General features: G+C 41.1%; 29 protein-coding genes. 6 read left to right on the plus strand and 23 right to left on the minus strand.

Annotated elements, in window-relative coordinates; translation table 11 throughout:
• Positions 1-15: 15 nt before the first annotated feature.
• From ACYQ1I_RS17575 to ACYQ1I_RS17635, 13 genes are all read right to left on the minus strand, one after another.
• Positions 16-870, minus strand: a complete 855-nt coding sequence (locus tag ACYQ1I_RS17575; protein ID WP_459767660.1) for a PP2C family protein-serine/threonine phosphatase — start codon at positions 868-870, stop codon at positions 16-18.
• 4 nt (positions 871-874) lie between these two features.
• On the minus strand, positions 875-1,381 hold the full coding sequence (locus ACYQ1I_RS17580; RefSeq protein ID WP_459767661.1) for an FHA domain-containing protein: 507 nt from the start codon (positions 1,379-1,381) through the stop codon (positions 875-877).
• Positions 1,382-1,397: 16 nt separating this feature from the next.
• Positions 1,398-1,946: an FHA domain-containing protein gene (locus tag ACYQ1I_RS17585; protein ID WP_459767662.1), complete on the minus strand. Its 549-nt coding sequence runs from the start codon at positions 1,944-1,946 to the stop codon at positions 1,398-1,400.
• Positions 1,947-1,960: 14 nt separating this feature from the next.
• Complete coding sequence (locus ACYQ1I_RS17590; protein WP_459767663.1) at positions 1,961-2,374, minus strand: DnaJ domain-containing protein; 414 nt, start codon at positions 2,372-2,374, stop codon at positions 1,961-1,963.
• 119 nt (positions 2,375-2,493) lie between these two features.
• Positions 2,494-2,919, minus strand: coding sequence for a hypothetical protein (locus ACYQ1I_RS17595; protein WP_459767665.1), 426 nt, complete (start codon positions 2,917-2,919; stop codon positions 2,494-2,496).
• A 29-nt stretch (positions 2,920-2,948) separates the two neighbouring features.
• Entirely contained in the window at positions 2,949-3,377 is a 429-nt protein-coding gene (locus tag ACYQ1I_RS17600; RefSeq protein WP_459767667.1) for a hypothetical protein, read from the minus strand.
• Positions 3,378-3,429: 52 nt separating this feature from the next.
• Positions 3,430-5,595, minus strand: a complete 2,166-nt coding sequence (locus ACYQ1I_RS17605; protein ID WP_459767669.1) for a hypothetical protein — start codon at positions 5,593-5,595, stop codon at positions 3,430-3,432.
• Between the two features lie 235 nt (positions 5,596-5,830).
• The gene (locus ACYQ1I_RS17610; RefSeq protein WP_459767671.1) at positions 5,831-7,825 is read right to left on the minus strand and encodes a vWA domain-containing protein; all 1,995 of its coding nucleotides are present in this window, start codon (positions 7,823-7,825) and stop codon (positions 5,831-5,833) included.
• Positions 7,826-8,026: 201 nt separating this feature from the next.
• The gene (locus tag ACYQ1I_RS17615; protein WP_459767672.1) at positions 8,027-8,215 is read right to left on the minus strand and encodes a DUF6483 family protein; all 189 of its coding nucleotides are present in this window, start codon (positions 8,213-8,215) and stop codon (positions 8,027-8,029) included.
• A gap of 179 nt (positions 8,216-8,394) precedes the next feature.
• Positions 8,395-9,507: a C40 family peptidase gene (locus ACYQ1I_RS17620; protein WP_459767674.1), complete on the minus strand. Its 1,113-nt coding sequence runs from the start codon at positions 9,505-9,507 to the stop codon at positions 8,395-8,397.
• 287 nt (positions 9,508-9,794) lie between these two features.
• On the minus strand, positions 9,795-10,712 hold the full coding sequence (locus ACYQ1I_RS17625) for a PLP-dependent cysteine synthase family protein (RefSeq protein ID WP_459767676.1): 918 nt from the start codon (positions 10,710-10,712) through the stop codon (positions 9,795-9,797).
• 1 nt (position 10,713) lies between these two features.
• Entirely contained in the window at positions 10,714-11,844 is a 1,131-nt protein-coding gene (locus ACYQ1I_RS17630) for a trans-sulfuration enzyme family protein (RefSeq protein WP_459767678.1), read from the minus strand.
• A gap of 48 nt (positions 11,845-11,892) precedes the next feature.
• Positions 11,893-12,342 carry an S-ribosylhomocysteine lyase gene (locus ACYQ1I_RS17635; protein WP_459767680.1) on the minus strand — a complete coding sequence of 150 codons (450 nt, stop codon included), beginning with the start codon at positions 12,340-12,342 and terminating at the stop codon, positions 11,893-11,895.
• Positions 12,343-12,573: 231 nt separating this feature from the next.
• Between ACYQ1I_RS17635 and ACYQ1I_RS17640 the strand changes: the two genes are divergently transcribed.
• Positions 12,574-13,212 carry a class I SAM-dependent methyltransferase gene (locus tag ACYQ1I_RS17640; protein WP_459767681.1) on the plus strand — a complete coding sequence of 213 codons (639 nt, stop codon included), beginning with the start codon at positions 12,574-12,576 and terminating at the stop codon, positions 13,210-13,212.
• Here the strand turns inward: ACYQ1I_RS17640 and ACYQ1I_RS17645 are convergent.
• From ACYQ1I_RS17645 to ACYQ1I_RS17655, 3 genes are all read right to left on the minus strand, one after another.
• Positions 13,207-13,899, minus strand: coding sequence for a TIGR01906 family membrane protein (locus ACYQ1I_RS17645; protein WP_459767683.1), 693 nt, complete (start codon positions 13,897-13,899; stop codon positions 13,207-13,209). The genes ACYQ1I_RS17640 and ACYQ1I_RS17645 overlap by 6 nt on opposite strands.
• A 43-nt stretch (positions 13,900-13,942) precedes the next feature.
• Complete coding sequence (locus tag ACYQ1I_RS17650; protein ID WP_459767685.1) at positions 13,943-14,695, minus strand: SagB/ThcOx family dehydrogenase; 753 nt, start codon at positions 14,693-14,695, stop codon at positions 13,943-13,945.
• Between the two features lie 76 nt (positions 14,696-14,771).
• Complete coding sequence (locus ACYQ1I_RS17655) at positions 14,772-15,056, minus strand: hypothetical protein (protein WP_459767687.1); 285 nt, start codon at positions 15,054-15,056, stop codon at positions 14,772-14,774.
• 167 nt (positions 15,057-15,223) lie between these two features.
• On the opposite strand from ACYQ1I_RS17655, the gene ACYQ1I_RS17660 reads away from it, so the two are divergent.
• Positions 15,224-16,042 (plus strand): methyl-accepting chemotaxis protein, encoded by an 819-nt coding sequence (locus tag ACYQ1I_RS17660; protein WP_459767689.1) that lies wholly within the window; start codon positions 15,224-15,226, stop codon positions 16,040-16,042.
• Positions 16,043-16,160: 118 nt separating this feature from the next.
• Here ACYQ1I_RS17660 and ACYQ1I_RS17665 read toward each other — a convergent pair whose 3' ends face one another.
• The 3 genes from ACYQ1I_RS17665 to cysK form a co-directional block, all read right to left on the minus strand.
• On the minus strand, positions 16,161-16,880 hold the full coding sequence (locus tag ACYQ1I_RS17665) for a YebC/PmpR family DNA-binding transcriptional regulator (RefSeq protein ID WP_459767691.1): 720 nt from the start codon (positions 16,878-16,880) through the stop codon (positions 16,161-16,163).
• A 131-nt stretch (positions 16,881-17,011) separates the two neighbouring features.
• Positions 17,012-17,758, minus strand: coding sequence for an NAD(+) synthase (nadE, locus tag ACYQ1I_RS17670; RefSeq protein WP_459768200.1), 747 nt, complete (start codon positions 17,756-17,758; stop codon positions 17,012-17,014).
• 99 nt (positions 17,759-17,857) lie between these two features.
• Positions 17,858-18,799 carry a cysteine synthase A gene (gene cysK / locus ACYQ1I_RS17675; protein WP_459767693.1) on the minus strand — a complete coding sequence of 314 codons (942 nt, stop codon included), beginning with the start codon at positions 18,797-18,799 and terminating at the stop codon, positions 17,858-17,860.
• Positions 18,800-18,913: 114 nt separating this feature from the next.
• Here cysK and ACYQ1I_RS17680 point away from each other — a divergent pair, with 114 nt between their 5' ends.
• Positions 18,914-19,279: a sulfite exporter TauE/SafE family protein gene (locus ACYQ1I_RS17680; protein WP_459767695.1), complete on the plus strand. Its 366-nt coding sequence runs from the start codon at positions 18,914-18,916 to the stop codon at positions 19,277-19,279.
• On the plus strand, positions 19,276-19,641 hold the full coding sequence (locus ACYQ1I_RS17685) for a TSUP family transporter (protein WP_459767697.1): 366 nt from the start codon (positions 19,276-19,278) through the stop codon (positions 19,639-19,641). Before ACYQ1I_RS17680 ends, ACYQ1I_RS17685 begins: the two co-directional genes overlap by 4 nt.
• A gap of 71 nt (positions 19,642-19,712) precedes the next feature.
• Here the strand turns inward: ACYQ1I_RS17685 and ACYQ1I_RS17690 are convergent, their stop codons facing one another.
• From ACYQ1I_RS17690 to ACYQ1I_RS17700, 3 genes are all read right to left on the minus strand, one after another.
• On the minus strand, positions 19,713-20,102 hold the full coding sequence (locus ACYQ1I_RS17690) for a CoA-binding protein (protein ID WP_459767699.1): 390 nt from the start codon (positions 20,100-20,102) through the stop codon (positions 19,713-19,715).
• A 45-nt stretch (positions 20,103-20,147) separates the two neighbouring features.
• Positions 20,148-20,816 carry a YigZ family protein gene (locus ACYQ1I_RS17695; protein ID WP_459767701.1) on the minus strand — a complete coding sequence of 223 codons (669 nt, stop codon included), beginning with the start codon at positions 20,814-20,816 and terminating at the stop codon, positions 20,148-20,150.
• Between the two features lie 78 nt (positions 20,817-20,894).
• Positions 20,895-21,326, minus strand: a complete 432-nt coding sequence (locus ACYQ1I_RS17700; protein ID WP_459767703.1) for an NUDIX domain-containing protein — start codon at positions 21,324-21,326, stop codon at positions 20,895-20,897.
• A gap of 263 nt (positions 21,327-21,589) precedes the next feature.
• On the opposite strand from ACYQ1I_RS17700, the gene ACYQ1I_RS17705 reads away from it, so the two are divergent.
• Positions 21,590-21,796 carry a hypothetical protein gene (locus ACYQ1I_RS17705; protein WP_459767704.1) on the plus strand — a complete coding sequence of 69 codons (207 nt, stop codon included), beginning with the start codon at positions 21,590-21,592 and terminating at the stop codon, positions 21,794-21,796.
• Between the two features lie 173 nt (positions 21,797-21,969).
• Positions 21,970-22,467, plus strand: a complete 498-nt coding sequence (locus ACYQ1I_RS17710; RefSeq protein WP_459767706.1) for a DUF3189 family protein — start codon at positions 21,970-21,972, stop codon at positions 22,465-22,467.
• 39 nt (positions 22,468-22,506) lie between these two features.
• Here ACYQ1I_RS17710 and ACYQ1I_RS17715 read toward each other — a convergent pair whose 3' ends face one another.
• The gene (locus ACYQ1I_RS17715; protein ID WP_459767708.1) at positions 22,507-23,181 is read right to left on the minus strand and encodes a HEAT repeat domain-containing protein; all 675 of its coding nucleotides are present in this window, start codon (positions 23,179-23,181) and stop codon (positions 22,507-22,509) included.
• Between the last annotated feature and the right edge of the window lie 6 nt (positions 23,182-23,187).

Here is a 23,187-nt window from a genome sequence, read left to right on the forward strand (position 1 = left end):
ATGTACGCACCCTATTTAATTTCCTTTATACTTAATCAGAATGATACTGGCATTATCTCGTTCTTCCTTAGCTGTTTCCTTTATCAGGCTAATGATAGCCTCGGCCCGGTTTTGGCTGTTGCCCTTGGCCTTTAAAGCTGTCTCCAGCTTATGCTCGGGTAAATGTTCGTAGACCCCGTCACTCATTAATAAAACAGTATCGCCGGTTTTTAATCGAACCGGAACATCATATACCTCCACCTCTTTAAAGCCCTCCTGACCAACATAATTCAGTACACGCTTTTCCTTAAGGGCTGTCAGAGCAGTCTCCCGGCTGATTTTCCCCTGATAGAAGCCTTTTCGGGCCAATACATTGACTGTATGGCCCTCATTTAATGAAATTAGTTGGTTATTTCTAAAGACTGCCATTCGGGTATTTCCCACAGAGGCATAGTACAGAAGTCCTTTGTCAATGATGGCACAGGCAAGGCTGGCACCGCCCCTTTGGTCTCCCAAACGATCTAGAATTTTTTGATTAGTGATGTTGAAGGCCCGCTTAAAATAATAGTTGACATTGGCCAAAGCGGAATCACGAATAAAAAGCTCGGTAAAGATTTTCACCGCCATGCCGCTGGAAATTCTTCCAGCTTTGTTTTTCCCCCTGCCATCGGCCACTATGGCTAAGGTTCCCCTGGTGGTATGGACAACCTCCATGGCATCCTCCTGGTATTCTCGATCACCAATATAGGAGGCCTGCCCCAAATCTAAAAAGCGATACTGGTTTTCTGGGAATTCAAGCTTGATCAATTCCCTGGTGATAATTAGTACCAACAGGATACTGATTAAAATAATAATAATTTCATAGGTGTTTTCAACGATTATTCTCTCCATGAAGCTATTCCCCACCCGTGTCGTCCCACTCAAAGTGTTCACCGCAGAAGGGTGCAAAGAGAAATTTGCACCTTCCCAATTCAATTACATCATAGGGAGATAGGGGAGTGGGTACATAAACTGCTTCATTATTTAAATAGGCTATTCCTGACGCATCACCGGGCAATAATACAAAGTTTCTCTTTTTAGGATCGTATACAATGATGGCATGATTTCTTCTTGAAATTTTGTTATCGCCCAGTATTTGAATATCCATATCATCGGCTCTGCCAATGAAATTTTTACCTTCCTTAATTTTATAGTCCTTTCCCACCCGGGAGCCTTCAATACAGACAATCCAGCCACACACAGGGGGAATTATCTCCTTTAAAAGCTCCTCCTCAACATCCAGGGCCTTGGGAGGCAGTTGGGGAGGCTCCTTCACTGCTGTTTCTATATTACAATAGGGACATATGGTCCCGTATCTTCTTTCACTGAACATATGGCCATTCTGGCATCGAATAAGACTCATCTGCGAACACTCCGTTTCATCTAATCAAAAGTTTAGTTTTAGCAATTAAAACAATGTCTCCTTTGATTACTTTACAAGGTTTATCCTTTGCTAATCTACTGCTGGTTCTTTCTGATTCTTTTTGAAGGCCGATTCCGTTTTGGGAATGGACATCCTCAATATACCAATTACCTGATGCAAAATTCATAACCGCATGCTGAGGGTCAATTAAGGAAGCGTAGGTGACATCACTTAAATCCACATCAACCTGAATTTCCTTGGTGTTTCTTCCAATGACCACAGCCGTTTTTCCATAAAGTTCCCATTCCCTGATGATCTCATCTTCTTCGTTGAGCAAAGCAATAACCGTAATGGGATCAGTCAGGTTTTTTTGTGGGTCTGCCCCCAGATCAGAGTTAAATACCTTTAAGCCATATACCAGGGCAATGGCAGCCAGTACTGCTATGGTAATATATTTTATTGCCACATGATCAACCGTTGAATAGATAAAGGCACAGGCAATAATTGAAACAATTGATATTGCCAAATCAAATTTTATAATACTTTGGGAAATTGACCTTTCCAAGATCATCAGCTCCATTAATCTCTTTTTACTTTAAAAAAGCTATCGAAAATACGACTGGTATCCATGGGTTCCTTTTTTGCCTGATTTTTTTCAGAGGGCTTTTTACCAGAGGGATTAAACCCAAAAAATTGCTCGAATTCAAAATTAATATCAACACCATCAGTGTTTGGTCGGGGAGCCCTGGGCCCCTGGGACTGCTTCCTTTGGGTTTTTGAAGATTGATTAAAAAAGGCCTGATCGTAGTCTCTTCTTAGCTTTTCATCCCGTAAAATTTGGTAGGCCTCAGAAATTTCATTGAACCTTTCTGCCGCCCCCTGTGCTGAATTTGAATCAGGATGATATTTTTTTGCCAAAACTCGATAGGCCCGCTTAATTTCTTCCGGGGTTGCCTGGGTTGATACCTCTAATATCTGATATAAGTTTTTCATGACTATTCCTTCACCTTGCAGGATTCTTTCCTGTTTTTTTACTAATAGGCAGTTCCAGGCCTTCGCCCAAAAGGGCGAGACCAGAACTGCCAATCATTCTTTTCTTAATTAATAGACAACTAGGCGCTGTATCCGCCTTCTATGGTAACCTTATCCAGTTTGTCCTTCTTTTGCTTAACAATTAGCTCGAAGGTTCCTACCCCTTCTGTGTCACCATAATGCTCCTTATAGTCCACCACGAAGGCATGGGGGAAATAAATTTTACGAACCACTTGATCGGCTGAAATCACTTCAACCGTCAGCTTACGATAGCAATCGGCCTTTTCAGCAGGTACTAAGGACCAAAGCCCCAGCTGCCTGGTGCTGTCAAAGGGATCACCATCTACAGCGGTTAATATTTTCCCGCTAATGATCATTGTCGAACCGACATCCTTGGTTCGACCGTTGGAATCGGCAGGAATGTCTGTTTTTAACTGTACTTTTTGTACACTTTCAATATGCAGCTCAATTGTTTCGGCGCCTTCAATTTTTACTCTAAAACCCATTGTTTACCATCCTCTCTAAATTTTTTTCTTTAAGCCTGTTCAAATCCGCCTTCCAGCTTCACAGCAACAGTTTTGTCCTTCTTTTGCTTCATGTGTAAATAGAAGGTTCCAACCCCTTCTGTATCGCCGTAGTACTCTGTGTAATCTACAATGAAGGCATTGGGCAAGTGGATTTGTCTAACCACCTGAGAGGCTGCAATCACATCAATCACTACCTTACGATAGCAATCGGATCTTTCTCCAGGCACGAGGGACCATTGGGCAAGCTTAATGCTGCTGTCGGCCGCTTCTCCATCCACTGCGGTTAAAATTTTCCCTGTCACAACCAGGGATGTTCCTAAATCTGTAGAGCGGGCATTTGAATCGTTTGGTGTGTCAGTTTTAAACTCCACTGTTAGGATATTTTCAACTCCCAATTCAATTGTCTCTGGCCCCTCTACCTTTAATCTGAATCCCATCTTAAATTCCTCCCTTTTGTTAGGTTTTTATATGCTAATAGCTGTAAAACTATTAGTTGGCTATGCTTCTGGTAATTTCCACCTCTAAATTCTTCACGCTACCATTAAAGGTAATATCAATGTTGCAATTTCCCACTTTGTCGTTAATGACGAAGTTAATATCGTCACCCTCTTGTATAATAGAATTAATATAGCCTTTATTTGAAAGCCATTTGCTTTTTTGACTATTGGGGTTGTTGCTGAAGAATTTAATGATATTGTCTTGCTTGAAATCATTTGTATGGAACCGCAAAATACGTTCAATGTAGGTGGTCACAATGGTCTTATAAATAGACTCAAAGTCATTGCCCACCATCTGAAGGCTTCTGGCCTTATAAACACTGATTTTCTTAATATCTTTACCCTTCAGCTGGGCATTTTCAGATGAAAAGACAAAGCCAAAGTTCTTGCGGTTAATGGCGTTTTTAATACTATTAGTAAAGCCTGAAATTTCCTTGGCCAAGGTGGTGGTTACATTCAGGGCATTATCGTCGGCCTCAATGTCGAACCTGACCCCAGGATACTCATGGGTTGCATTTTTAAATACTTCCTTCAAATATTCAGGGCATTGGTAAGCCGAAACAATACCAGCCGCAATATAGGAAGCACCTATGTAGACCCCTTCAATCCATAGCTTTAAAATATCCTCCTTTTCCTTGGAAAGGTTAGGCATGCCATTTTCCTGAATCACGATTTTACTGTCTAAAATGACACCCGATTTATCCTTGGGTATAATGGTAAAGTTGGGTATACAGGGTATGGCAAATTCACTGTAATCCTTTCTGGTTAGAGGCATGCACTTATCCATATATTTTTCAATACCGTTAATGGCCATTTGAGAAAAGGTGGTTTCCTCATTGGTTTCAAAGCTAAAGAAAATTTGAATGCGATAATCCTTTACAATATTTAATAATAATGTTAATGATTCCATTGTATTGACGTCGGTCTTTTCCACATGCTGGTTACCCTTAAACCGTTCTCTTCTTAGGGAAGCTTTAGTCTTCATACCCATTTGAACCGACGGAACGATTCCAAACCAAATGGTATTGTCAAAATCATTTTTATCATTAACTGTATTGAAATAGGTAACTAAACGGGGAACATTATTACTCTTTACCAACATGTCAAGCTTGGTATTGGTAATCAGCATTTTAGGGCTCATACCTTTGTTTTCCACCCGGTATTGATCGAAGTACATCTTTACTCCCAGCATTTTTTCGATCAGCGGCTTTACGGTCTTAACAAAGTCATCCTTGGCATTTTTATAAAATTCCAGGTAAGTATTATAGTTGCCAACCTCTCGCTCCATGTCAATTTTACTTTCAAAGGTAGAGGTTAAGGGACAAAAGGTCCTGACAACCAAATCCCTGACATAGTCAGAGGGGGTTTCATTAATGGCGTCGTAGTCCTCCTTAAAGGCTTCGATTAATCCAGTATTGGCTTGATCATCCAGCAAAACCAGTGAATGATCCTCCTCCTTGGGGGCCTCAAGAATTTGCAGCTCTCCCCCTTCCCCCATGCTGAGGACACCTATTTTGACCACCTCTGAATTTTCCTCCTGGTTTCCCTGCCCCATTAGTAATCTTGTCTTAATATCTTCAATTGCCAGGGGCAGCATCGCCATCACGTTGTTATAGTTATAGCTGGCTTCTTCAAACATGGTATTTAACTTATCTCCCAAATCCAATTTTTTAGGATCATCATCATCCAGCTCAGCATATTGGCTGTAGACATATTGAATTTCCTTTCTGGATTGTCTGATATCCTCCATCACCTTTTTGGGCGAGATCATATCCAGCAGGTTTTCAAATTTAAAATCAACGTTGGCCAATCCCTGGGCAGTTTTAGTTTCAATGAGGGTAAAAAGCATTTTCAGAAAATCATTTGACATGTTGATTGGAATCTCTGTAATGTACTCCTCTGGAATATTCTCCGGCTTTTTCAAGCTATACATAACCTTCTGATTCATGGCATTATAAAAGGAGTAGACAACAGGAGCAAACTTATCTAAAAACTCGTCAAAGCTTCCCACCAAAAGCTTTTCATTGATTTCCTTTATTTTGTCATCATCTAAGCTGTCAATTCCCTTGGTATCACCAATTAAAGTGATTAAATCCGATTTTTCAGGATTTATTTCTTCAAATAATATAGTTCTGTTGGTTTGATTAATGATTTCCATTTTACTCCTCCTATCAAATTTTTTAACCTAATGCTATTTGAGTCCTAGGACTCAGCTTCCATGGAGCGACAGAAAAATAGTTCATTTTTAACATATTTTAACATTCATGGTCCTTTGTCACAATGGGTGCCAGGCACTAAATGAAATGAGTCTATGGTCTTATTAACAAAACAAATCAATTTAAAATTACATTTTTCGACATCAATCTACAAAATAAAACACCCCTGGGGGTGTTCTATGCCATTTCCGATGATGTATTATGCCTTAGATAATGTAACTCAATTTCTGACTCTCCATCGGAAAATGTAATATAGATTTTATTTTTGTATTCCAATCGTAGCTTCTTATTTTTTTCCAGACTATTACCATTTATAATTAGATTGGCATCGGATTTATGAAAGAGAACAACGCTCCTTTCTATGCCCGGCTCAAAATAGATTAGATCGGCATGTAAGCCCGTACAATCGATCTTCTCCCTTTCTAAAAGCTCCCTTAGGGTGATTCTTTTCTTCCCATCAAACTGGTTAAGGGGAATACTTAGGGGTGGATATTCCTGCTGTCTACCCTTCAGATAAATGACATAGCCATTGATTTTTCCGGTGAAGCAGGGCTTTGGTGCTTTTCTCCTACGGTAATAATAGTAGCCCAGAGCCATCACCAATAATCCCAGAGGCACAGGGTAATAGTATTGCAGCGTAGGCATTACCCGAAGATAAACCTCCTGACGAAGGACTGCCCCTTCGTGATCAATTGCCTGAATCATAAAGGTTCCTCGCCCCAGTCGATATGGATCAATGGTTAACATTGAATCCTCCAGATGAAAATACCGGGAATCTAGGTCTTCTGTCAATATTTCAAAGGTAAGAGGGTCTCCGTCTTCATCCACAAAAAAATCCTTTAAATCGTAATCTCTTGTCCCTGCTATTTTGGGAAAAACCAGCCTGGAATCAAATTTTCCCCGGGGAGGTCTATTTTCGATTTGAATTTGGTATTCTTCAAAGCTTATCTTAAAATCTTCATGCTGGAAGCTGGCCAAAAGATCATATTTACCACTTAAATCGAAGATCCCCCGGGCCTTTAACTTATTCTCTGCTGCTTCAATGGCAAAATCATATTGCCTGTCATCACTTACAAAGGTAAACCGAGGAGTAATTTTACGATAAAATTCTGGATCATCAACTAAACGCCCGTCGTCATCATTCCTAAATACGGTTTCTATTTCCATCGGCTCATTTTTATATATTTCTGCCGGCAAATCCATTACCAGGCTAATGTCATAGTTGGCCAGCAGAAACACCTTGACCATATCTCCAGGGTTACTGACAAATTCCAGCTTAACCTCCTGGGCAGGGGGATCAGCTATTTTAGCAACAAAGTAATATTTAGAATCGGCAAAGCTGACATCGTTCCCCAAATAATAAATTTTAGGCTGCTGAATAGGTGATGAGGCGATAAAGAGAATATTAGCCTCGGTTATGAGGGAATCTTTAATGGGGATAATGATTTCCTGCTTGCCTCCCGTACCCATAGAGGCGGCCACAGACTTAATTTTTGAAGACATATGCCCTTGCATGATTTCGGCAAAAATTTCTATCAGCTCCCTGGAGGTGGAATCTTCATAATAGCTTCCTCCGCTTTCATCGGAAATACAGGTCAAAATATCGCTACCCTCAAATTCGTCCCCGATGGAAACCGTATATATGGGAATTCCCAGCTCTTTGGAGGCCTTTAAAACAGCATTCACATCATTATCAGAATCGCCATGGGTACGCTGACTGTTTTGGGGCAGAGCCGTTTCTCCGTCGGATATTAATATTATAATCTTTTCTGTGTTATCCTTAGATTGGGCAGTCAATAGGTCAAAGCCTGTTTTCAACCCCATACCTAAATCAGAATAACCGGTCTTTCTAATTTCTTCAATGGGCTTTTTAATCTGATCCCTTTGCCTGTCGGTTCTGATGGGAGCCGGTGCCATAGAGGATATTATTGTATGGTTATAGGCAACATAGCCTACATTTACCCGTTCTGAGGGCAGGGTGTCAATAAACATTTTAATCATATCAATGGCCATTTTGTCTCGATCATTTGTATTCATCGAGTAGCTGAAATCCAATACAAACATAACATCCACATTAGGCGGCCTGTAGATGACCTCCTGGGCTGAAGCCATTAGTGGATTCACCAGGCACAGCATTATCATAATGATGATCATCGATGTGATTTTTTTCATAACAACCACCCCTATATGTTATTTATATTGATTGATCTTAACACTTTATAGATACGTATAGTTATATGTATAAATCTGGCATGGCTCCTATTTTATCACATCCGACATCTTAACAAAATAGATAATTGGTAGGATAAATTATTTAAATGGTTAATTTTTAAAATGAGCATAAAAAAAGCGTCTCTACTGAGCGCTTAAAAGTTATCTGTTTTTAGTTTTGTTTTTCAAAACAAGGCCATGAAGCTTAATATAGAGATCATTGAACTGTGAAGTTGTTTGCTCAAATTCTTCCATCATTGTTGGATCCGATTTTTTGCCCAATATCATACGTATAATAAAGACCACGACAGACTCAATTTGTCGCATAATCCAATCCTGTTGATAATGCATAATTCAATAACGCCTCCCGGTTGCCAACCTAAAAAAATTTTATTGTAAATCAAGTTAATGAAGCTGTAGGGATGCAAAAAAGTGTTTTCTCCTTTCCAACTAAGAATTTATATTTAAATTCCTGCTGGAAAGGAGTTTTCATTTTACTTAAGCATAGATCTTTTTACATTACCTATTAATTACAGGCGTACCGCCTTAATATATCTTGTTTGATAATATCCTTCACTTAAAGATGAAATCATAACGTTTCCCCTGGCTGAGGAGGCATGAATAAAGTTTCCTGACCCAATATAGATTCCCACGTGGGTGATGGTACTGCCCCTTTGGGAATTGGTGTTAAAAAATACAAGGTCGCCAATCTCTAATGCATTTTTACTCACCGTTGTACCTACTGTAGCCTGATCTCTGGAAGACCTGGGTAGATTAATTCCCTTTAGCTTTAAGTAATCACCATAATAATGATTTAAAATATAATACGTAAATCCTGAACAATCAAAGCGGTCAGGGCCGGTTTGACCCCAGGCATATTTTTTCCCTAAGTATTTTCTAGTAATATTTTCAACATTGGCAAAAACACCTGAACGTGATGAGCGGTTTACCAGATTGGAATTATTAATAACAATCTCTGCGGTTTTACTATCAATCCAACCGGTGGCCTGATCCTCTGTTAAAACCTTAAACCAGCCTGCTTCATAGGCTTCAATATAGATTATATCTCCTTGAACAAGCTCCCTTAAGGTTTCTGCCCCAGCCTTTTCCTTTAGCAGCGAAGCCTTCGCTTCAATCACCTGGGCCTTGGGTAAATTGGGAGTTAGCTTAACAAATTCACCACTCACCCAACCCGTTAGAGTACCATTAACAACAATCTCATACCAATCATCTTGCTGCCCTACAATCGAAACAGCTGTACCTTGATTTAACTTTGTCATAATTGCAGCATCGGTGGCTGGGTTGGCCCTTACATTTAATATTGAAGCCGTAACCTCACCCTTTTTAACCTTGTCTTCTGCTCCTTCGATCGACACAATATCCTTATACATCCATCCCTCAACGGTACCTTCTTGTCCCTTAATTCGATACCATTGATCAGCAACCTCCAGAACAGTTACCTTTGTTCCAATCGATAAAGTATTAACCTCTTCTCCGTCAAAGTCACCAGTTTTTCTAACAATTCCCTGCTTTGCAATTACTGTCCCCTTTAATTCGGCAGCAGAAGCTAATACAGTGGACAACAATACCATAACCAACACCATTACTACCATCCGTATTCTGTGCTTTCTTTTGTTTTCCATAAGTCACCACCTAAACAGTATTTCGATCGTATTGAATCTCCATACTTATAATTCTATTTTTTTCTTCATATCCCTTCTTTTTCTCTTATTTTATTTTATTAAACATTTTCAAAATGGTTCTTTCAAGGTATAGCCAGCTTTAAGCTTCATAACCTGACAGCCATTTTAGACAAAAGATTTTCTTCTATTATTTGTAATTTTAAATAAATTAATTTCTTCATCAAAAAAACATTAAGCCCACGACCAAAAAGTCATGGGCCTGCTGATTGATTGAGTCTGTGGACTGCTTAGGTTAAGTCAAATATATTTTTACTAAAATATCGATCTGCCCGATCGGGAAAAATCACCACCAGATTTCCCTGCTCCATTTTTTCTGCCCTTTTCAAAGCAGCCCACATGGCTGCCCCCGATGAAGAGCCCACCAGCAGACCTTCTCTACGGGCCAGCTGACTTACCATATGATAGGCTTGTTCATCGGTTATCTTTACTACCTCATCCACCAGGTTCAAATCAAAGGTTTGAGGAATAAAATCATTTCCGATCCCCTCTATTCGGTAACAGCCCTCTCGGCCGCCTCCCATAATGGAACCCACTGGGTCTGCTAAAACACTAGTGGTGGTTAATCCCTGTTCTCGTAAATATTTCATGACCCCCGTAAAGGTTCCTCCTGAGCCGGCACCAGCCACAAATACATCAATTTTTCCCTCTAGCTGCTCATAGATTTCCTTTCCTGTGAAAAGGTAATGGGCTTCTATATTATCGGGGTTATTAAATTGATCAGGGATAAATACCCTTCCAATTTCCTTTTTTAAGGCTTCAACCTTGTCAAAGGCTCCCTGAAGCCCTGCCTCGGTGGGAGTATTAACTATTTTTGCCCCAAGGGCCTCCATTATTTTCTGCTTTTCAACTGAGAATTTTCCCGGCACAACCAAAATCATCTCATAGCCCCTGTTGAGGGCCGCCAAGGCCAGGCCAATGCCTGTATTCCCCGCAGTAGCCTCAATAATTGTATCGCCCTTTTTTAAATCTCCCCTTTCCTCGGCCCGCTGAATTATCCAATGGCCGATTCGGTCTTTAACCGACCCTCCCGGATTATAAAATTCCAGTTTGGCAAATAGCTGTACCCCCGAGGGCAGACTAAAATGATTCAGTCTGAGGAGGGGCGTGTTACCAATTAGTTGGTGAATATGGGTAATGTACTCCATATTAGCGCACCCCCTCCAGGGATAAATCCGCCAATAAATCCTCTATTGCTTCTATGCCGACAGAAAGCCGAATCAAGGTGTTGCTAATTCCAAGCCTTTCCCTCAGCTCTTTGGGCAGGGAGGCATGGGTCATTCTGGCCGGAACCGATATCAAGCTTTCGATTCCCCCAAGACTTTCAGCTAAGGTGATGATTTTTAGCTGATCCAGCAGTGTATTTACCAGGGCTTCATCCTTCACCTCAAAGGATATCATTCCGCCAAAATCCTTCATTTGTTCCTGTAGTAGCTCAACCTCGCCCCTAAGACCTGGGTAATGGATTTTAGTCACCCAGGGCTGCTTCTTCAACCAGGCCACAATTGCTCTGGCATTTTCGCAATGACGATCCATCCTTAAGGGCAGCGTTTTAATTCCCTTCATCAACAGCCAGCTATCCTGGGGCCCTAGGATGGCTCCAACGGAATTTTGAATAAAATGCAGTCTTTCGCCCAGTTCTTCGTCCTTTACTACTGCCAGGCCTGCCACCACATCACTGTGTCCCCCCAGATATTTGGTAGCACTATGCAAAACGATGTCGGCACCAAGCTCAAGGGGCCTTTGCAGATAAGGGGTCATAAAGGTATTATCTACAATAAATATTAAATTCCTTTCCCTTGCAATCTGAGCGACTTTTTTAATGTCTGTAAGCTTCATGGTGGGATTAGATGGGGTTTCAATCATAATTGCCCGGGTACTTTCCTGAATGGCCCCCTCAAGGCTCCCCCCATCGGTAGTATCAACTGCCGTATACCTTATTCCCATTTGTGAAAAGACCTTATCCATCACCCGATAGGTACCGCCATAAACATCATCACCAATGATAATATGGTCACCTGCCTTAAAAAGCATGAGAACCGATGAAATGGCAGCCATTCCCGAGCCAAAGGCAAAGCCCCTGGCTCCCCCCTCTAAATCAGCAATCAGCCTTTCCAGGGCTGTTCTGGTGGGGTTGGCTGTTCTTGAATATTCATACTCACCAGGTTGGCCTGCTTTACTTTGACGATAGGTTGAGGTTTGATAAATCGGTACGGTTACAGCCCCTGTATTTTTGTCGCCATCAATTCCACCGTGAATAACCAATGTATTAAATTTCATGTGATAACCTCCAAGTAAAGGATATTTTCTTATCTTAGACTTTCATTTCTACTTGTATCGATCCGCTAACTTTTCTAGTACTTCTTTAGCATATTCCTTGGCACCGAACAGTGACATGTCTCGGTAATTTCCGCACTGAACGGGGTTTAACGCAGGAATTTCCTCTGCATCTATCACCTTTTTCAGGGTAGCAATCAAAGCTGCAGCCACCTCTTCTTCCTTGGCTTCCCCAATTTTGATCAAATAGAAGCCGGTACGGCACCCCATAGGAGAAATATCAACGATATCCTCCAATTCCTCCCTTAAAAAGCCCGCCATTAGATGCTCCAGGGCATGAATGGCACCAGTGGGCATTGCCTCCTGGTTTGGTTGGGTAAAGCGCAAATCAAATTTTGTAATGATATCTCCCTTTGGGGTTTGAATATGCCCACACTTTCTGACAAAGGGAGCCTTAACCTTGGTATGATCCATTGTAAAACTCTCAACTACTACCTTCATGGCATAACCTCCTATTTTAACACCTATAATTCATATCGTTTTACTTGGTATTAATATATCATTGATTATTCAAGCGGTCAATATCTAATATTCTATTCTTTTTTCACGACTCCTTTAATTTTCTCTGAGGTAAACAGGCACGTAAACTAGGGATTGACGTAACATATAATTAATGTTACACTAATTCCTAGTATTCATATATGAATTATATGTATTAAAGGAGGCATGGATATGTCAAATTTTAATGATCTTTTTGATCAATGGGCTCCCCATTATGATCAAACTGTTTTTGGTACTAATAATGAATATGCTGAGGTCTTTGAAAACTATACAACAATTTTAACCGAAATCAGCCGCCAGATTGGGCCTGGTCAGTCAGTTCTGGAAATAGGGGTCGGCACCGGAAATCTTACCCAGTTGTTGGTTAAGCAGGGATTAAATGTTGTGGGAATTGAACCCTCCTTACAGATGCGGTCACTGGCCAGGGCAAAACTCCCCCAGGTACCTATATTAGAGGGGCACTTTTTATCTGTTCCCAGCAATGAAAGATTTGACGCCATTGTTACATCCTATGCGCTTCATCATTTAACCTTGCCTGAAAAGCGAAAAGCATTTAAATACTTAAAGGGCTTTCTAAGGGAAAAAGGAAAGCTGATTATTGCAGATACAATGTTTGAATCCATTGACTACAAAAATCAGCTGTTAAAAAAGGTTGAAGCTTATGGGTACCAGCAGCTTTTGGTAGACTTAAATTCAGAATACTATGAGCTGGTAGAAGATCTTACCGATCTTTTGGCGGAACTTCAATTTTCTTACGATAAAAAGCAGATGAATACCTTTGTATGGATGATTACTGCAGAAATATTATAGACAGCAATTCTTCTTTTTAAGCCGCAGCTTCCCATAAAGCCCCAGCAGCCCCATCAATAGATTAACAGCTACAAAAAGACTTAGAATTTTTATAGCCGTATCCATAAAAAATCCCTCGGGCAGCATTTTTATTAAAAGCTCCCTACTGGGGTCAAGAATCCATAGATCATTATCAAAAAATATCTCATGAAAATGGGTGAAATATTTATAAAAATCCAGCTGAAGCAAGACAAACAATAAGCCCATCAAAATAAAGTTACCCAGGGCCGTATAAAAAAGAGTTCTAGTCAATACCTGAAGTCGCTTTTCCTGGGTTTTGATGATCACAAGGGAAAGCAAAATAGCGGCCACCAGGCTTATATTTCTAATCACCCTGCCTTTTACAAAGAGCTCCTTTACATCTATCATATGTAAAATGGCCCTTTCCCCAAAGGCAGGGGCTTCTACAGAATCGATTACAATCGTTGTATCTAATAATTCTCGTTCATCTTCAAAATAGAGTAGTATGTCTTCCATCACCAATTCTAATTCCCCCATGGTGAGGCCTGTTTCTTTGGGAATATTGTATTTTTCAAACAGCTTCATATGACCGGATAAGTCAAAGGATACCCACTCCACCGCAGTTAATAGTATGGTCAAAGAAAGGGTAATTCCCAATAATATGCAGAAAATCTTGGTATACTTCATCATTAGCTCCCCTTACCATCTTCTAGTTTAAAACATCATTGCCTTAACTCTCAATTTTACCAACAGGGGCCATATATACAACAAATTCATTTTCTCCGTCAAAGCCCATAAACTGATCAATGGCAGGCTGATCATAGGCACCAATGGCACAGGTACCGCACCCAATGGCTTCACAGGCCAGGTAGAGATTCTGACACAGGTGCCCGGCATCTAAAAGCATAGTTTTATGGGCAGAAATATAATATCGCCATTCCCCTCGATAGGGCAGGCAGCTCCAAATAAAGGTAACAGCTGCCTTTCCCACAAAGGCCTGACCATTACTTAAAGTAGTAAGTCTTTCCACTTGATTTTCGATTTCAAAGAGAAAGCATAATTGATGCTTTGAGGCAATATACCGATAAAGCCCCTTTTTCAAGCCCTCTACCCGATTAATGACAAGATAGGCTTCAAAGGGATGTCTCGCTCCTCCTGAGGGCACTGTTCGCTTAGTGGCATAGTTATTTCCAACGACCTCCTTCACCCCCTGGGTGGCCCACAAAAGGAAGGAAAGCTCATTAAGGCTTAAGGCTTTGTCTGAATATTTTCGATGACTGACCCGATCTTGTATAATGTCCATTATGTTTGTTTTGATTAGGGTGTCTTTGCTGACCTTTGGCAAATCAATTAATGAATCTTCATTAGCGTAGGGTTTTTCCAATGGTGGTTGAGGCAGCCCCTTTACCTGATCCGATTTCACCTCACCCCAATCGTTGAAATCGGCCTTCATTAGCTGACGTCTTACCTTTAATTTATCCATTCCACTTCTCCTTTCCAGTTATAACTTAATTTTCCCTTACTTAAAAAATTCTCTGATCCCCCTTTATTTCCTTTTTTTATTGTAATTTTTTCTTCTGCCCAGCCCTCTTACTGATTAGCCTGAGTATTTCAGTCCGATCCCTTTCGTTAAATTCAAAGCCATGTACTACCATCCCCTGATCAGTAAGCTCTATTGATTCCAGTTCTAGTTCTCCCTTGTCTCTACAGGCCACCCAAACCTTAGGGTCCACCAGTTCCCATCTTGAATCAATGGTGGCATCCAGCTCCACCCCTATTTCCAAATCCATTAATCCTTCTTCTTCATTAATTCTGTCGATTTTTTCTATACCGGTAAATCTCATTTTTATCCTACTCCTTCCCATTAATACTAGATTACATTTTTAATCTAACTAAAATTCCTTGATTTATTCAAAAATGAAAAATAAGCATTTCTTATCTCTATTGCAAATTTTATGTAAATATAGTAAAATGCTCTTAAAAAGGCTAAGGATGAGAGGATGATTAAGTCATGGAAAAGGCAGTTCAATATTTTATTGAAATGGCTCCAACACTGCAAAACTGCTTTGACGAAGATGTAATTATTGGAATTTCTGATTTGCACACTTTTTTGAAATATCTACCAGGCAAGGAATTGGACATCCGGGCAAAGGAAGGCGAACCACTACAGCCTGGCGAAGCCATGTTTGAATGTATTAAAACAGGCAACCGTATTATTCAAGTCATTCCCAAGGAGGCCTTTGGCATTCCCTTTAAATCAGTAACGGTACCAATTCAAAACGAAGCCGGCTCCACCGTTGGCTCCATCAGCATCGGTCGTAGTCTCAAAAATCAAAATCGCCATATGGAGCTAACCCAAAATGTAGCGGCTGCCCTGGAAGAAATTACTGCCAGTATTGACGAAATATCCGGCGGGGCAGATCGAATTGCTGCCTCTATGGAGAATGTACAGCTTCATGGGGACAAAACCAACGAACAGGTGGCTGCCACCGACAAGATATTACAGTACATTAAAAACATATCCGATCAAACTAATATGCTTGGGCTAAATGCTGCCATAGAAGCTGCCAGGGCAGGGGAGCACGGGCGGGGCTTTTCAGTTGTTGCCGAAGAAATCAGAAAGCTATCACAAGAAACCAAAACCTCTGTGGGAAGCATTAATGAGGTACTGCAAAGCATTAAGGACTCAGTGGCTAAAACAGCCCAATTACTTCAAGACACCCGAAGCATTACTCAAAATCAAGTCGAATCTACCCAGCAAATTGTAGGGGCCCTGCAGGAGCTTAATGCCACCTCCCAGCTATTGGCCCAAATGGCGAAGGATTTATAAAATTATATCTACATAAAAAGCCAGTAGCCCCTAGGTAATAATGTAATAATTCATACTTGGGGTACTGGCTTTTTTCAGTTTTTAAATGTCATCAGATTCAATATATTTCCAGACGCTTCTACTCCACTTCATTCCAATTATGATGAACCTCTTGTACATCATCATTGTCTTCAAGCATATCGATCAGCTTTTTCATTTTCTTTACATCTTCACCCTCAAGAGTTGCCTCGGTTTGAGGAATGTACACTACATCGGCTGCAAAGAAGGTATATCCCTCTTTTTGCAAGGCCTCCTTTACTGTTTCAAAATCCTCAGGGGCTGTAATAATTTCAAAGGCATCCTCACTACCATCAAAGTCTTCTGCTCCAGCCTCTAAGGCTGCCATCATCAGGGTTTCTTCGTCAGTATTGTCATTCTTTTCAATAATGATTTGCCCCTTACGATCAAACATAAAGGATACACAGCCCGAGGTTCCTAAATTACCCCCATTTTTATCGAAGGCGTGCCTCACCTCACCGGCAGTTCGATTTCGATTATCACTCAAGGCCTCGACAATTACTGCAACCCCATTGGGGCCATAGCCTTCATAAGTAATATGCTCAAATTGGTCGCCACCCAGTTCGCCAGAACCCTTTTTAATGGCCCTGTCAATATTATCGTTGGGCATGTTAACTGCCTTGGCCTTGTCAACGGCATTTTTCAGGCTGGCATTATAGGTTGGGTCTGGCCCCCCCATTCGGGCCGCCACAGTAATTAAACGTGCCATTTTGGTGTAGATTTTTGCTTTTTTAGAGTCCTGCTTTCCTTTACGGTCAATAATATTTCCTATCCGTCCCATTCTATCCTCTCCTTGCTTACTACAGCTTAAACTCTATATTTTAGATGTTGATACAGCTTTACCTTAATGTCTATGGCAAATCTATTTTAGCATAATTTATTAAGGGCTGCAATTTTTTGTTAAACTCAAGACTATAGGGAGGGGGCTGGAGGCATAACACGTTTATGCTCTGAGATACGATGTAGTCTTTCGATAATCTCCCGATCCTTTTCAGGTATTTCCTTTCCTTCTAAAAAGGCATCAATTAAAGCATAGGTGGTGCCCATTTCTGCTTCGTCCGTCTGACCCTCCCATAAACCCGCAGAGGGCTTACGGTCTAAAACAGACTGGGGCACACCTAATACCTTGGCCCATTCATATACCTCATATTTTTTCAGCGTAGAAATGGGCAGTATATCCACCCCGCCATCACCGTACTTAGTGAAATAGCCTGTATATACCTCGGCAGCATTGTCGGTACCTGCCACCAAATAATTTAGATTGTTAGCAACGGCATAGAGGGTGCTCATTCTTAGCCGAGCCCGCAGGTTAGCATCCATAATTCGTTGTCGTTTTTCATCGTACAGCCCGTTATCTTTAAGCTGTTCTGTCACCTTGTCGGCCACCAGGCCCTTTTCCTGACTCAAATCAACCGTTATGTATTTAATCCCCGCCTTTTCAGCTACGGCCGTACCATCCTCCACATCTTTAGGATTACTGCTAATAGGCAAAAGCACCCCCAGGGAATTTTCGGGAAAGGCACGATATATTAAATTGGCCACCACAGCAGAATCTATTCCCCCAGAGATCCCGACAACCAGGCCCTTGGCCCCGGCTTCCTTTACCTGATCCCGAAGCCAGCCTACTACATATTCTATCTTTTTTTCTATTTCCACTATCAACAGCTCCTTATTTTTTTAGAAATTATTATATCATAAAATGACGAAAAATTCTTGTAATGATTCCAAAAAATACTGGGGCGTTTTTCGCCCCATCACTCAATCATCAAAATTAAACAGAGCCGTTGATAAATATCGCTCTCCCGAGGAGGGAACCATTACCACCACCCGTTTTCCAGACCCTAAGTCCCTTGCTATCCTAAGGCCGGTATAAATGGCGGCTCCTGAGGAAATCCCCACTAAAATTCCCTCGGCTGAAGCAATTTTTCTGGCCGTTTCCATGGCGTCCTCGTCCTCCACCTGAATGATTTCGTCAATGATGTCTGTATTTAATATGGAAGGAATAAAGCCCGCACCAATCCCTTGTATTTTATGGGGCCCCGGCTGCCCACCAGAGATCACCGGGGAATTTTTTGGCTCAACAGCAATAATCTGAATATCCTGGTTTTTAGATTTCAATACTTCCCCTACCCCTGTAATGGTACCCCCGGTACCGACCCCTGCCACAAAGGCATCAATATTCCCCTCGGTCATTTGCCAAATTTCCTCGGCAGTTGTCCTTCGATGGACCTCTGTATTGGCAGGATTTTCAAATTGCTGGGGCATAAAATAGTCGGGGTGTTTTTCCTTTAATTCCGTGGCCTTTTCGATGGCCCCCTTCATTCCCTTGGCACCTGGGGTTAATACCAACTGGGCACCATAGGCTTTTAAAAGCCGTCTTCTTTCCATACTCATGGTATCAGGCATCACCAAAATCACATGATAGCCCTTGGCAGCCCCTATCATGGCCAATCCGATCCCGGTGTTTCCGCTGGTGGGTTCAATAATAGCAGCCCCTGGCTTTAATAATCCCTTTTCCTCGGCTGCTTCGATCATGCTTAAGGCAATACGATCCTTCACGCTGGCTCCAGGATTCAAATAGTCCAGCTTCAGGTAAACCTCGGCCATGTTGGCTTCAACCATTCGATTGAGTCTGACCAAGGGTGTATTTCCAATTAACTGATAAATAGCGTCTACCCGTTTCAATTCCTCACCCTCCATTATAAATTATATTCTCCATTAGCATACCCCCAATCGAAAGAAGCCTATACCTATTGTGAATAGTTTTAGGCCAGTTGGTTAAATTAAATCTACTGCCAGGGAAGGGTGAGAAATTTGAAAAAGCATATCTACTGGGTAAAAATCCTATTCGTTGGTCTAATAGCTGGTATTGTTAACGGCCTATTTGGTGCAGGGGGCGGTACAATCATTGTACCGGCTCTAACCTTTGTCTTTGGTGTCAGCCAGCACAAATCCCACGCCACTGCCATATCCATTATTTTGCCCTTTGCTTTGATCAGCAGCTTTATCTATTTTAAAAATGATTATTTTGACTTATATGTGACACTGAAGATCATTTTAGGCGGCATGGTGGGAAGCTATTTTGGTTCCAGGGCATTAACCCGGTTTTCAGCCAGTTATTTAAGAAAAATTTTTGGCATCTTTATGATTATTGCTGCCATAAGGATGGTGATGGGATGATTCTTATTTTATTGGGCCTTGTCACGGGTTTTATTGGTGGTATGGGAATTGGCGGCGGCACCATATTAATCCCCGGGTTAATTTTATTAACCCAGCTGCCTCAGCAGACAATACAGAGTGTCAATCTTATTTCCTTTATTCCCGTAGCCATTGTAGCATTAATCATTCATTTTAAAAACAAAAACATTGTTCTTAAATTGAGCATTCCATTAATCCTGTTTGGTTTGCTGGGGGCCTGGCTGGGAGCCAACATCGCCCTTAAGATTTCATCTGAAACCCTCAGAAAGCTCTTTGGCATTTTTCTGTTTGGTATGGGAATTTACGAAATATTTTATAAGGGTAAAGAAAATAAAAATCAATAGAACATATTCCATATGAAAAGCACCCATCTTCGAGATACCATTTTCTCAAGATCAGGGTGCTTACATACTGATTAACCCAAGGCCACCAAAACACAGTCGTTGTAAACCAGCTTAAGGCCCAGGGCCTCGGCTTTTTGAATAACCTCATCGTTAAAGGTGCCTGGTTGAAACCAAACGTATTCAACCCCTGCCTCTTTAATCTCATCTAAAGCGGCCATTGAAAGGGTTGGGTTCACCACCATATCAATACAATCCGGCTTTACAGGCAAGGCAGTAAGACTATTGTATAGCGGCTGACCTTCGAGGGTATCATATTTGGGGTTTATACCATATACCTGGTAGCCATGGTTCTTTAGCTTCTGATATATTTTGTACCCAAATTTGTTTGAATCGGGTGTCGCCCCAATAACGGCCCAAACCTTTTTTGACAGCATTTCTTTTTTGTTTTCTTCAATATTCATAATAGTCGCCTCCTTATTCTTAAAATACCCATTTACCAATTAAAATCAACCTATTATTTTGTCATTCAGCTCCGTTAAATATTGCGCACCCTTTTGTTCAATTTCCAACCGATCATTGGTAAGGTCTATGATCCATTCCTTAAACCTTTCCACCTCTGGGGCCTTTATAAATACATGGAAATTTACCGCTGCGTCATAGACTACCTCTTTGATATGGTACCCCCGCTGTACCAGCTCATTTTGAACCTTACCCAGCAGGGTATAATCCACCTTTACGTTCATCAGCTCATAGCTGCGTTTAGTGACAATTTGGGCCGCATCCAGGCCAATCTTGGCCCCCTTCGTATAGGCCCTCACCAGCCCCCCTGCCCCCAGCTTAATGCCTCCGAAATAACGGGTTACAACCACCACCACATTCCTTAAGTTTTCCTTTTTAATGACCTCTAAAACGGGAATACCCGCTGTTCCCGATGGCTCTCCATCGTCACTGTAGCGCTGTATCTCATTTTGTTCACCAATTACATAGCCATGAACATTATGGGTTGCATCCCAGTGCCTGGTTTTGATCTCCTTTATAAATTGAAGGGCCTCCTCTTCTGAAGCAACAGGGGCTGCATAACCGATAAACCTTGACCGCTCTATGATAATTTCGTCTTGATCAGCTCTTAGTACTGTTCGATAAGATTCCAGCATATGTATCACAACCTTTTTCATCCTTTTGGAAAATATTATATCATAAGCCCCAAATAAAAAGAAGCAGTCCTTTGACTGCTTCGGAACCTTTCCCTTGGCCTAAACTACCTTCTTCTCTTTCATAATATCTTTATATTTTTTATAAGATAAACAAACTAGTGATCGATCTTGACTGTAGGTGATCATTTGCAGGGCCACATCTACCGGGTAAAAGCCCCCATCACGGAAGCCCAGCTCATGATTAACTTTAAAGTTTTTGGAAGCGGCTGACATAATATACCAGGTTATTTCATTACATACCGGTTGTTTCCTTGAAATAGAAAAAAATTCGTAACTGGTTCCTCCTGCACTCTCGAGAACCTCGGCATCAATACCTCCTTCTGCCTTTACACGTCTTACCGCTACTTCCCAAGAGAGATCACCGTTACGAATTACACCCTTCGGTAATACCCATTCATTTTTTTCGTTCTTCAAGATGAAAACCTGATTTGCATAGAACACAACTCCACCTGCACAATTTCTGAACAGCATAGGACAGTCCTCCTTCCATCATTCTTACTATTAATATACACCAATAACAGGAAATTTACAACTTTTTTTCTGAATATTTACGTAAGTTTTCTTGAACCCCCCCTAAAACTGTGATGCAGCTTGTTTACCAATTCAATAAAAAGGAGTGAATCTTGAAGAAGTGAATAACGTTAAATTGTGTAATTGGGGCCATAGGTGTATAATGATAAATAAAAAAGTGTCTATCGTTTAACCATAGACTTAATAGAATAAGGGGCCGCACGATGAAATTAAGTAAAGTTGATGTTGACAAAATCATTAGAAATGGAATTGTTAGAATTAATGCATTGGGAGTTAGTAAGGGCTCAACGGTAATAGTTTTTAAGGGTAATTCTTATTACGTCTGGAAAGATGAAGATATGCTATACTTTCAGAAGAAATGGTTTTGGAGCAAAAAATATGTGTTTACGATTGCTGAGTTGGAATCATAAGCATAAATTGTTTTGAATCACTAGTATTATATCCTCTATCTATTATACCAATAAGATAATATCTCAAGGAAGTTAATTTGCAAATCAATACTTTACACTATATACCTCATTCTTTTTCTTAAAAAACCTACTTAAAGGACTTATATTAATTCCAGACATTCTACATACTATAAATGCAGTTAAAGTTAAAAAATGAGGGTGATTTTTTGCATATCATTTACCATTGTGTTGGCGGGGCCCATTCCTCGGTGGTTGCCTCTGCCATTCATTTAAACAGGTTACCCAGCGACCATATACCTGCCCCATCAGATTTATTGAATATTCCCTATTTCGACACCTTGACCATTCGGGATCGAGGGAAGGTTATGTATCGGGGTACCGATGAGCTGGGTCATCGAATTTATACCCTGAGCCGTCAGTTTGTCCCCCATCTGGTGATACCAGTCATTCAAGATACCTGGCATATGCTAGGGGCCAAACCAGAGGATTTAATGATTGTTTCTACGTTAAGTACCGTAAATTTTCTAATGCGTTTAGGGGGCTTTACCTCCAGGAGAATGAATTGGGTTAAGCTGGGAAGGCCCATTGTTACAAGGGGTACCATTAAGGCCTATCCGGATTTGGTTAAAATTGTACTGGATACTAAGAAAAAGCTCCAAAGCCTAGGTTGAAAAACCAGGGAGTTCACGCACCCCCTGGTTTTCCTGAGCCTAGTTTGCTTCCTTAAGCCTTGCTTCAATTATTTCAATTGTTTGAAGAAAGGATCGCTTGACATAATCCAGCTCCCCTGGCTTTTTTATCAGTCCATTAATACGGTAAAGGGTTTTTTCATCCCCCACCTCTGCCAAGGCCTTTGCGGCATACTGCCTGACCTGAGGCTTTGTATCCTGCAGGCCCCGATATAATATTTCTAAATTGCTTTCATGGGGAATCTTCCGAAGGGCAGAGCATACCATTCTTCTGACCCCACCATGCTTGTGGCCGATTTCTCTTTGAATCACCGGCAGCAGCCTGACATCCCTTAATTGCCCTGCCAGCCATAGGGCGATCATTTTATCTTCGGCCTGATCAATATGGGGCATTATTTTAATTAAGTAAGCAATTAAAGCCTCCCGCTGGTCGTCGTCACATTCCTCTAAAAAGGTGATTCGATCCTTTTTTGTTCCAGCCAATAGCTTTACAAATATTGGGTGATAAGTAACAACCTCACGCCTTTTCATTTTCACCTTAGCCTGTATAAGCTGCTCTTTAATTAGCTCGGGGGGCATATTCCTTATTCGACTAATCAAATCAATTGATTTGCCCTCTTGATACAATAAGTAGGTAACCATAAAATCCTCTTGATTCTTGATGTCGTCCCAGTTTAGCTTTAAAAGTAAACTCATTTTCCC

The organism is Alkaliphilus crotonatoxidans (assembly GCF_054658015.1).

Coding starts and splice junctions, on each gene's coding strand:
- ACYQ1I_RS17575 (WP_459767660.1), bottom strand. CDS start 870: ATGGAGAGAATAATCGTTGAAAACACCTATGAAATTATTATTATTTTA.
- ACYQ1I_RS17580 (WP_459767661.1), bottom strand. CDS start 1,381: ATGAGTCTTATTCGATGCCAGAATGGCCATATGTTCAGTGAAAGAAGA.
- ACYQ1I_RS17590 (WP_459767663.1), bottom strand. CDS start 2,374: ATGAAAAACTTATATCAGATATTAGAGGTATCAACCCAGGCAACCCCG.
- ACYQ1I_RS17595 (WP_459767665.1), bottom strand. CDS start 2,919: ATGGGTTTTAGAGTAAAAATTGAAGGCGCCGAAACAATTGAGCTGCAT.
- ACYQ1I_RS17600 (WP_459767667.1), bottom strand. CDS start 3,377: ATGGGATTCAGATTAAAGGTAGAGGGGCCAGAGACAATTGAATTGGGA.
- ACYQ1I_RS17605 (WP_459767669.1), bottom strand. CDS start 5,595: ATGGAAATCATTAATCAAACCAACAGAACTATATTATTTGAAGAAATA.
- ACYQ1I_RS17610 (WP_459767671.1), bottom strand. CDS start 7,825: ATGAAAAAAATCACATCGATGATCATCATTATGATAATGCTGTGCCTG.
- ACYQ1I_RS17615 (WP_459767672.1), bottom strand. CDS start 8,215: ATGCATTATCAACAGGATTGGATTATGCGACAAATTGAGTCTGTCGTG.
- ACYQ1I_RS17620 (WP_459767674.1), bottom strand. CDS start 9,507: ATGGAAAACAAAAGAAAGCACAGAATACGGATGGTAGTAATGGTGTTG.
- ACYQ1I_RS17625 (WP_459767676.1), bottom strand. CDS start 10,712: ATGGAGTACATTACCCATATTCACCAACTAATTGGTAACACGCCCCTC.
- ACYQ1I_RS17630 (WP_459767678.1), bottom strand. CDS start 11,844: ATGAAATTTAATACATTGGTTATTCACGGTGGAATTGATGGCGACAAA.
- ACYQ1I_RS17635 (WP_459767680.1), bottom strand. CDS start 12,342: ATGAAGGTAGTAGTTGAGAGTTTTACAATGGATCATACCAAGGTTAAG.
- ACYQ1I_RS17640 (WP_459767681.1), top strand. CDS start 12,574: ATGTCAAATTTTAATGATCTTTTTGATCAATGGGCTCCCCATTATGAT.
- ACYQ1I_RS17645 (WP_459767683.1), bottom strand. CDS start 13,899: ATGAAGTATACCAAGATTTTCTGCATATTATTGGGAATTACCCTTTCT.
- ACYQ1I_RS17650 (WP_459767685.1), bottom strand. CDS start 14,695: ATGGATAAATTAAAGGTAAGACGTCAGCTAATGAAGGCCGATTTCAAC.
- ACYQ1I_RS17655 (WP_459767687.1), bottom strand. CDS start 15,056: ATGAGATTTACCGGTATAGAAAAAATCGACAGAATTAATGAAGAAGAA.
- ACYQ1I_RS17660 (WP_459767689.1), top strand. CDS start 15,224: ATGGAAAAGGCAGTTCAATATTTTATTGAAATGGCTCCAACACTGCAA.
- ACYQ1I_RS17665 (WP_459767691.1), bottom strand. CDS start 16,880: ATGGGACGGATAGGAAATATTATTGACCGTAAAGGAAAGCAGGACTCT.
- cysK (WP_459767693.1), bottom strand. CDS start 18,799: ATGGAGGGTGAGGAATTGAAACGGGTAGACGCTATTTATCAGTTAATT.
- ACYQ1I_RS17685 (WP_459767697.1), top strand. CDS start 19,276: ATGATTCTTATTTTATTGGGCCTTGTCACGGGTTTTATTGGTGGTATG.
- ACYQ1I_RS17690 (WP_459767699.1), bottom strand. CDS start 20,102: ATGAATATTGAAGAAAACAAAAAAGAAATGCTGTCAAAAAAGGTTTGG.
- ACYQ1I_RS17695 (WP_459767701.1), bottom strand. CDS start 20,816: ATGAAAAAGGTTGTGATACATATGCTGGAATCTTATCGAACAGTACTA.
- ACYQ1I_RS17700 (WP_459767703.1), bottom strand. CDS start 21,326: ATGCTGTTCAGAAATTGTGCAGGTGGAGTTGTGTTCTATGCAAATCAG.
- ACYQ1I_RS17705 (WP_459767704.1), top strand. CDS start 21,590: ATGAAATTAAGTAAAGTTGATGTTGACAAAATCATTAGAAATGGAATT.
- ACYQ1I_RS17710 (WP_459767706.1), top strand. CDS start 21,970: ATGCAGTTAAAGTTAAAAAATGAGGGTGATTTTTTGCATATCATTTAC.
- ACYQ1I_RS17715 (WP_459767708.1), bottom strand. CDS start 23,181: ATGAGTTTACTTTTAAAGCTAAACTGGGACGACATCAAGAATCAAGAG.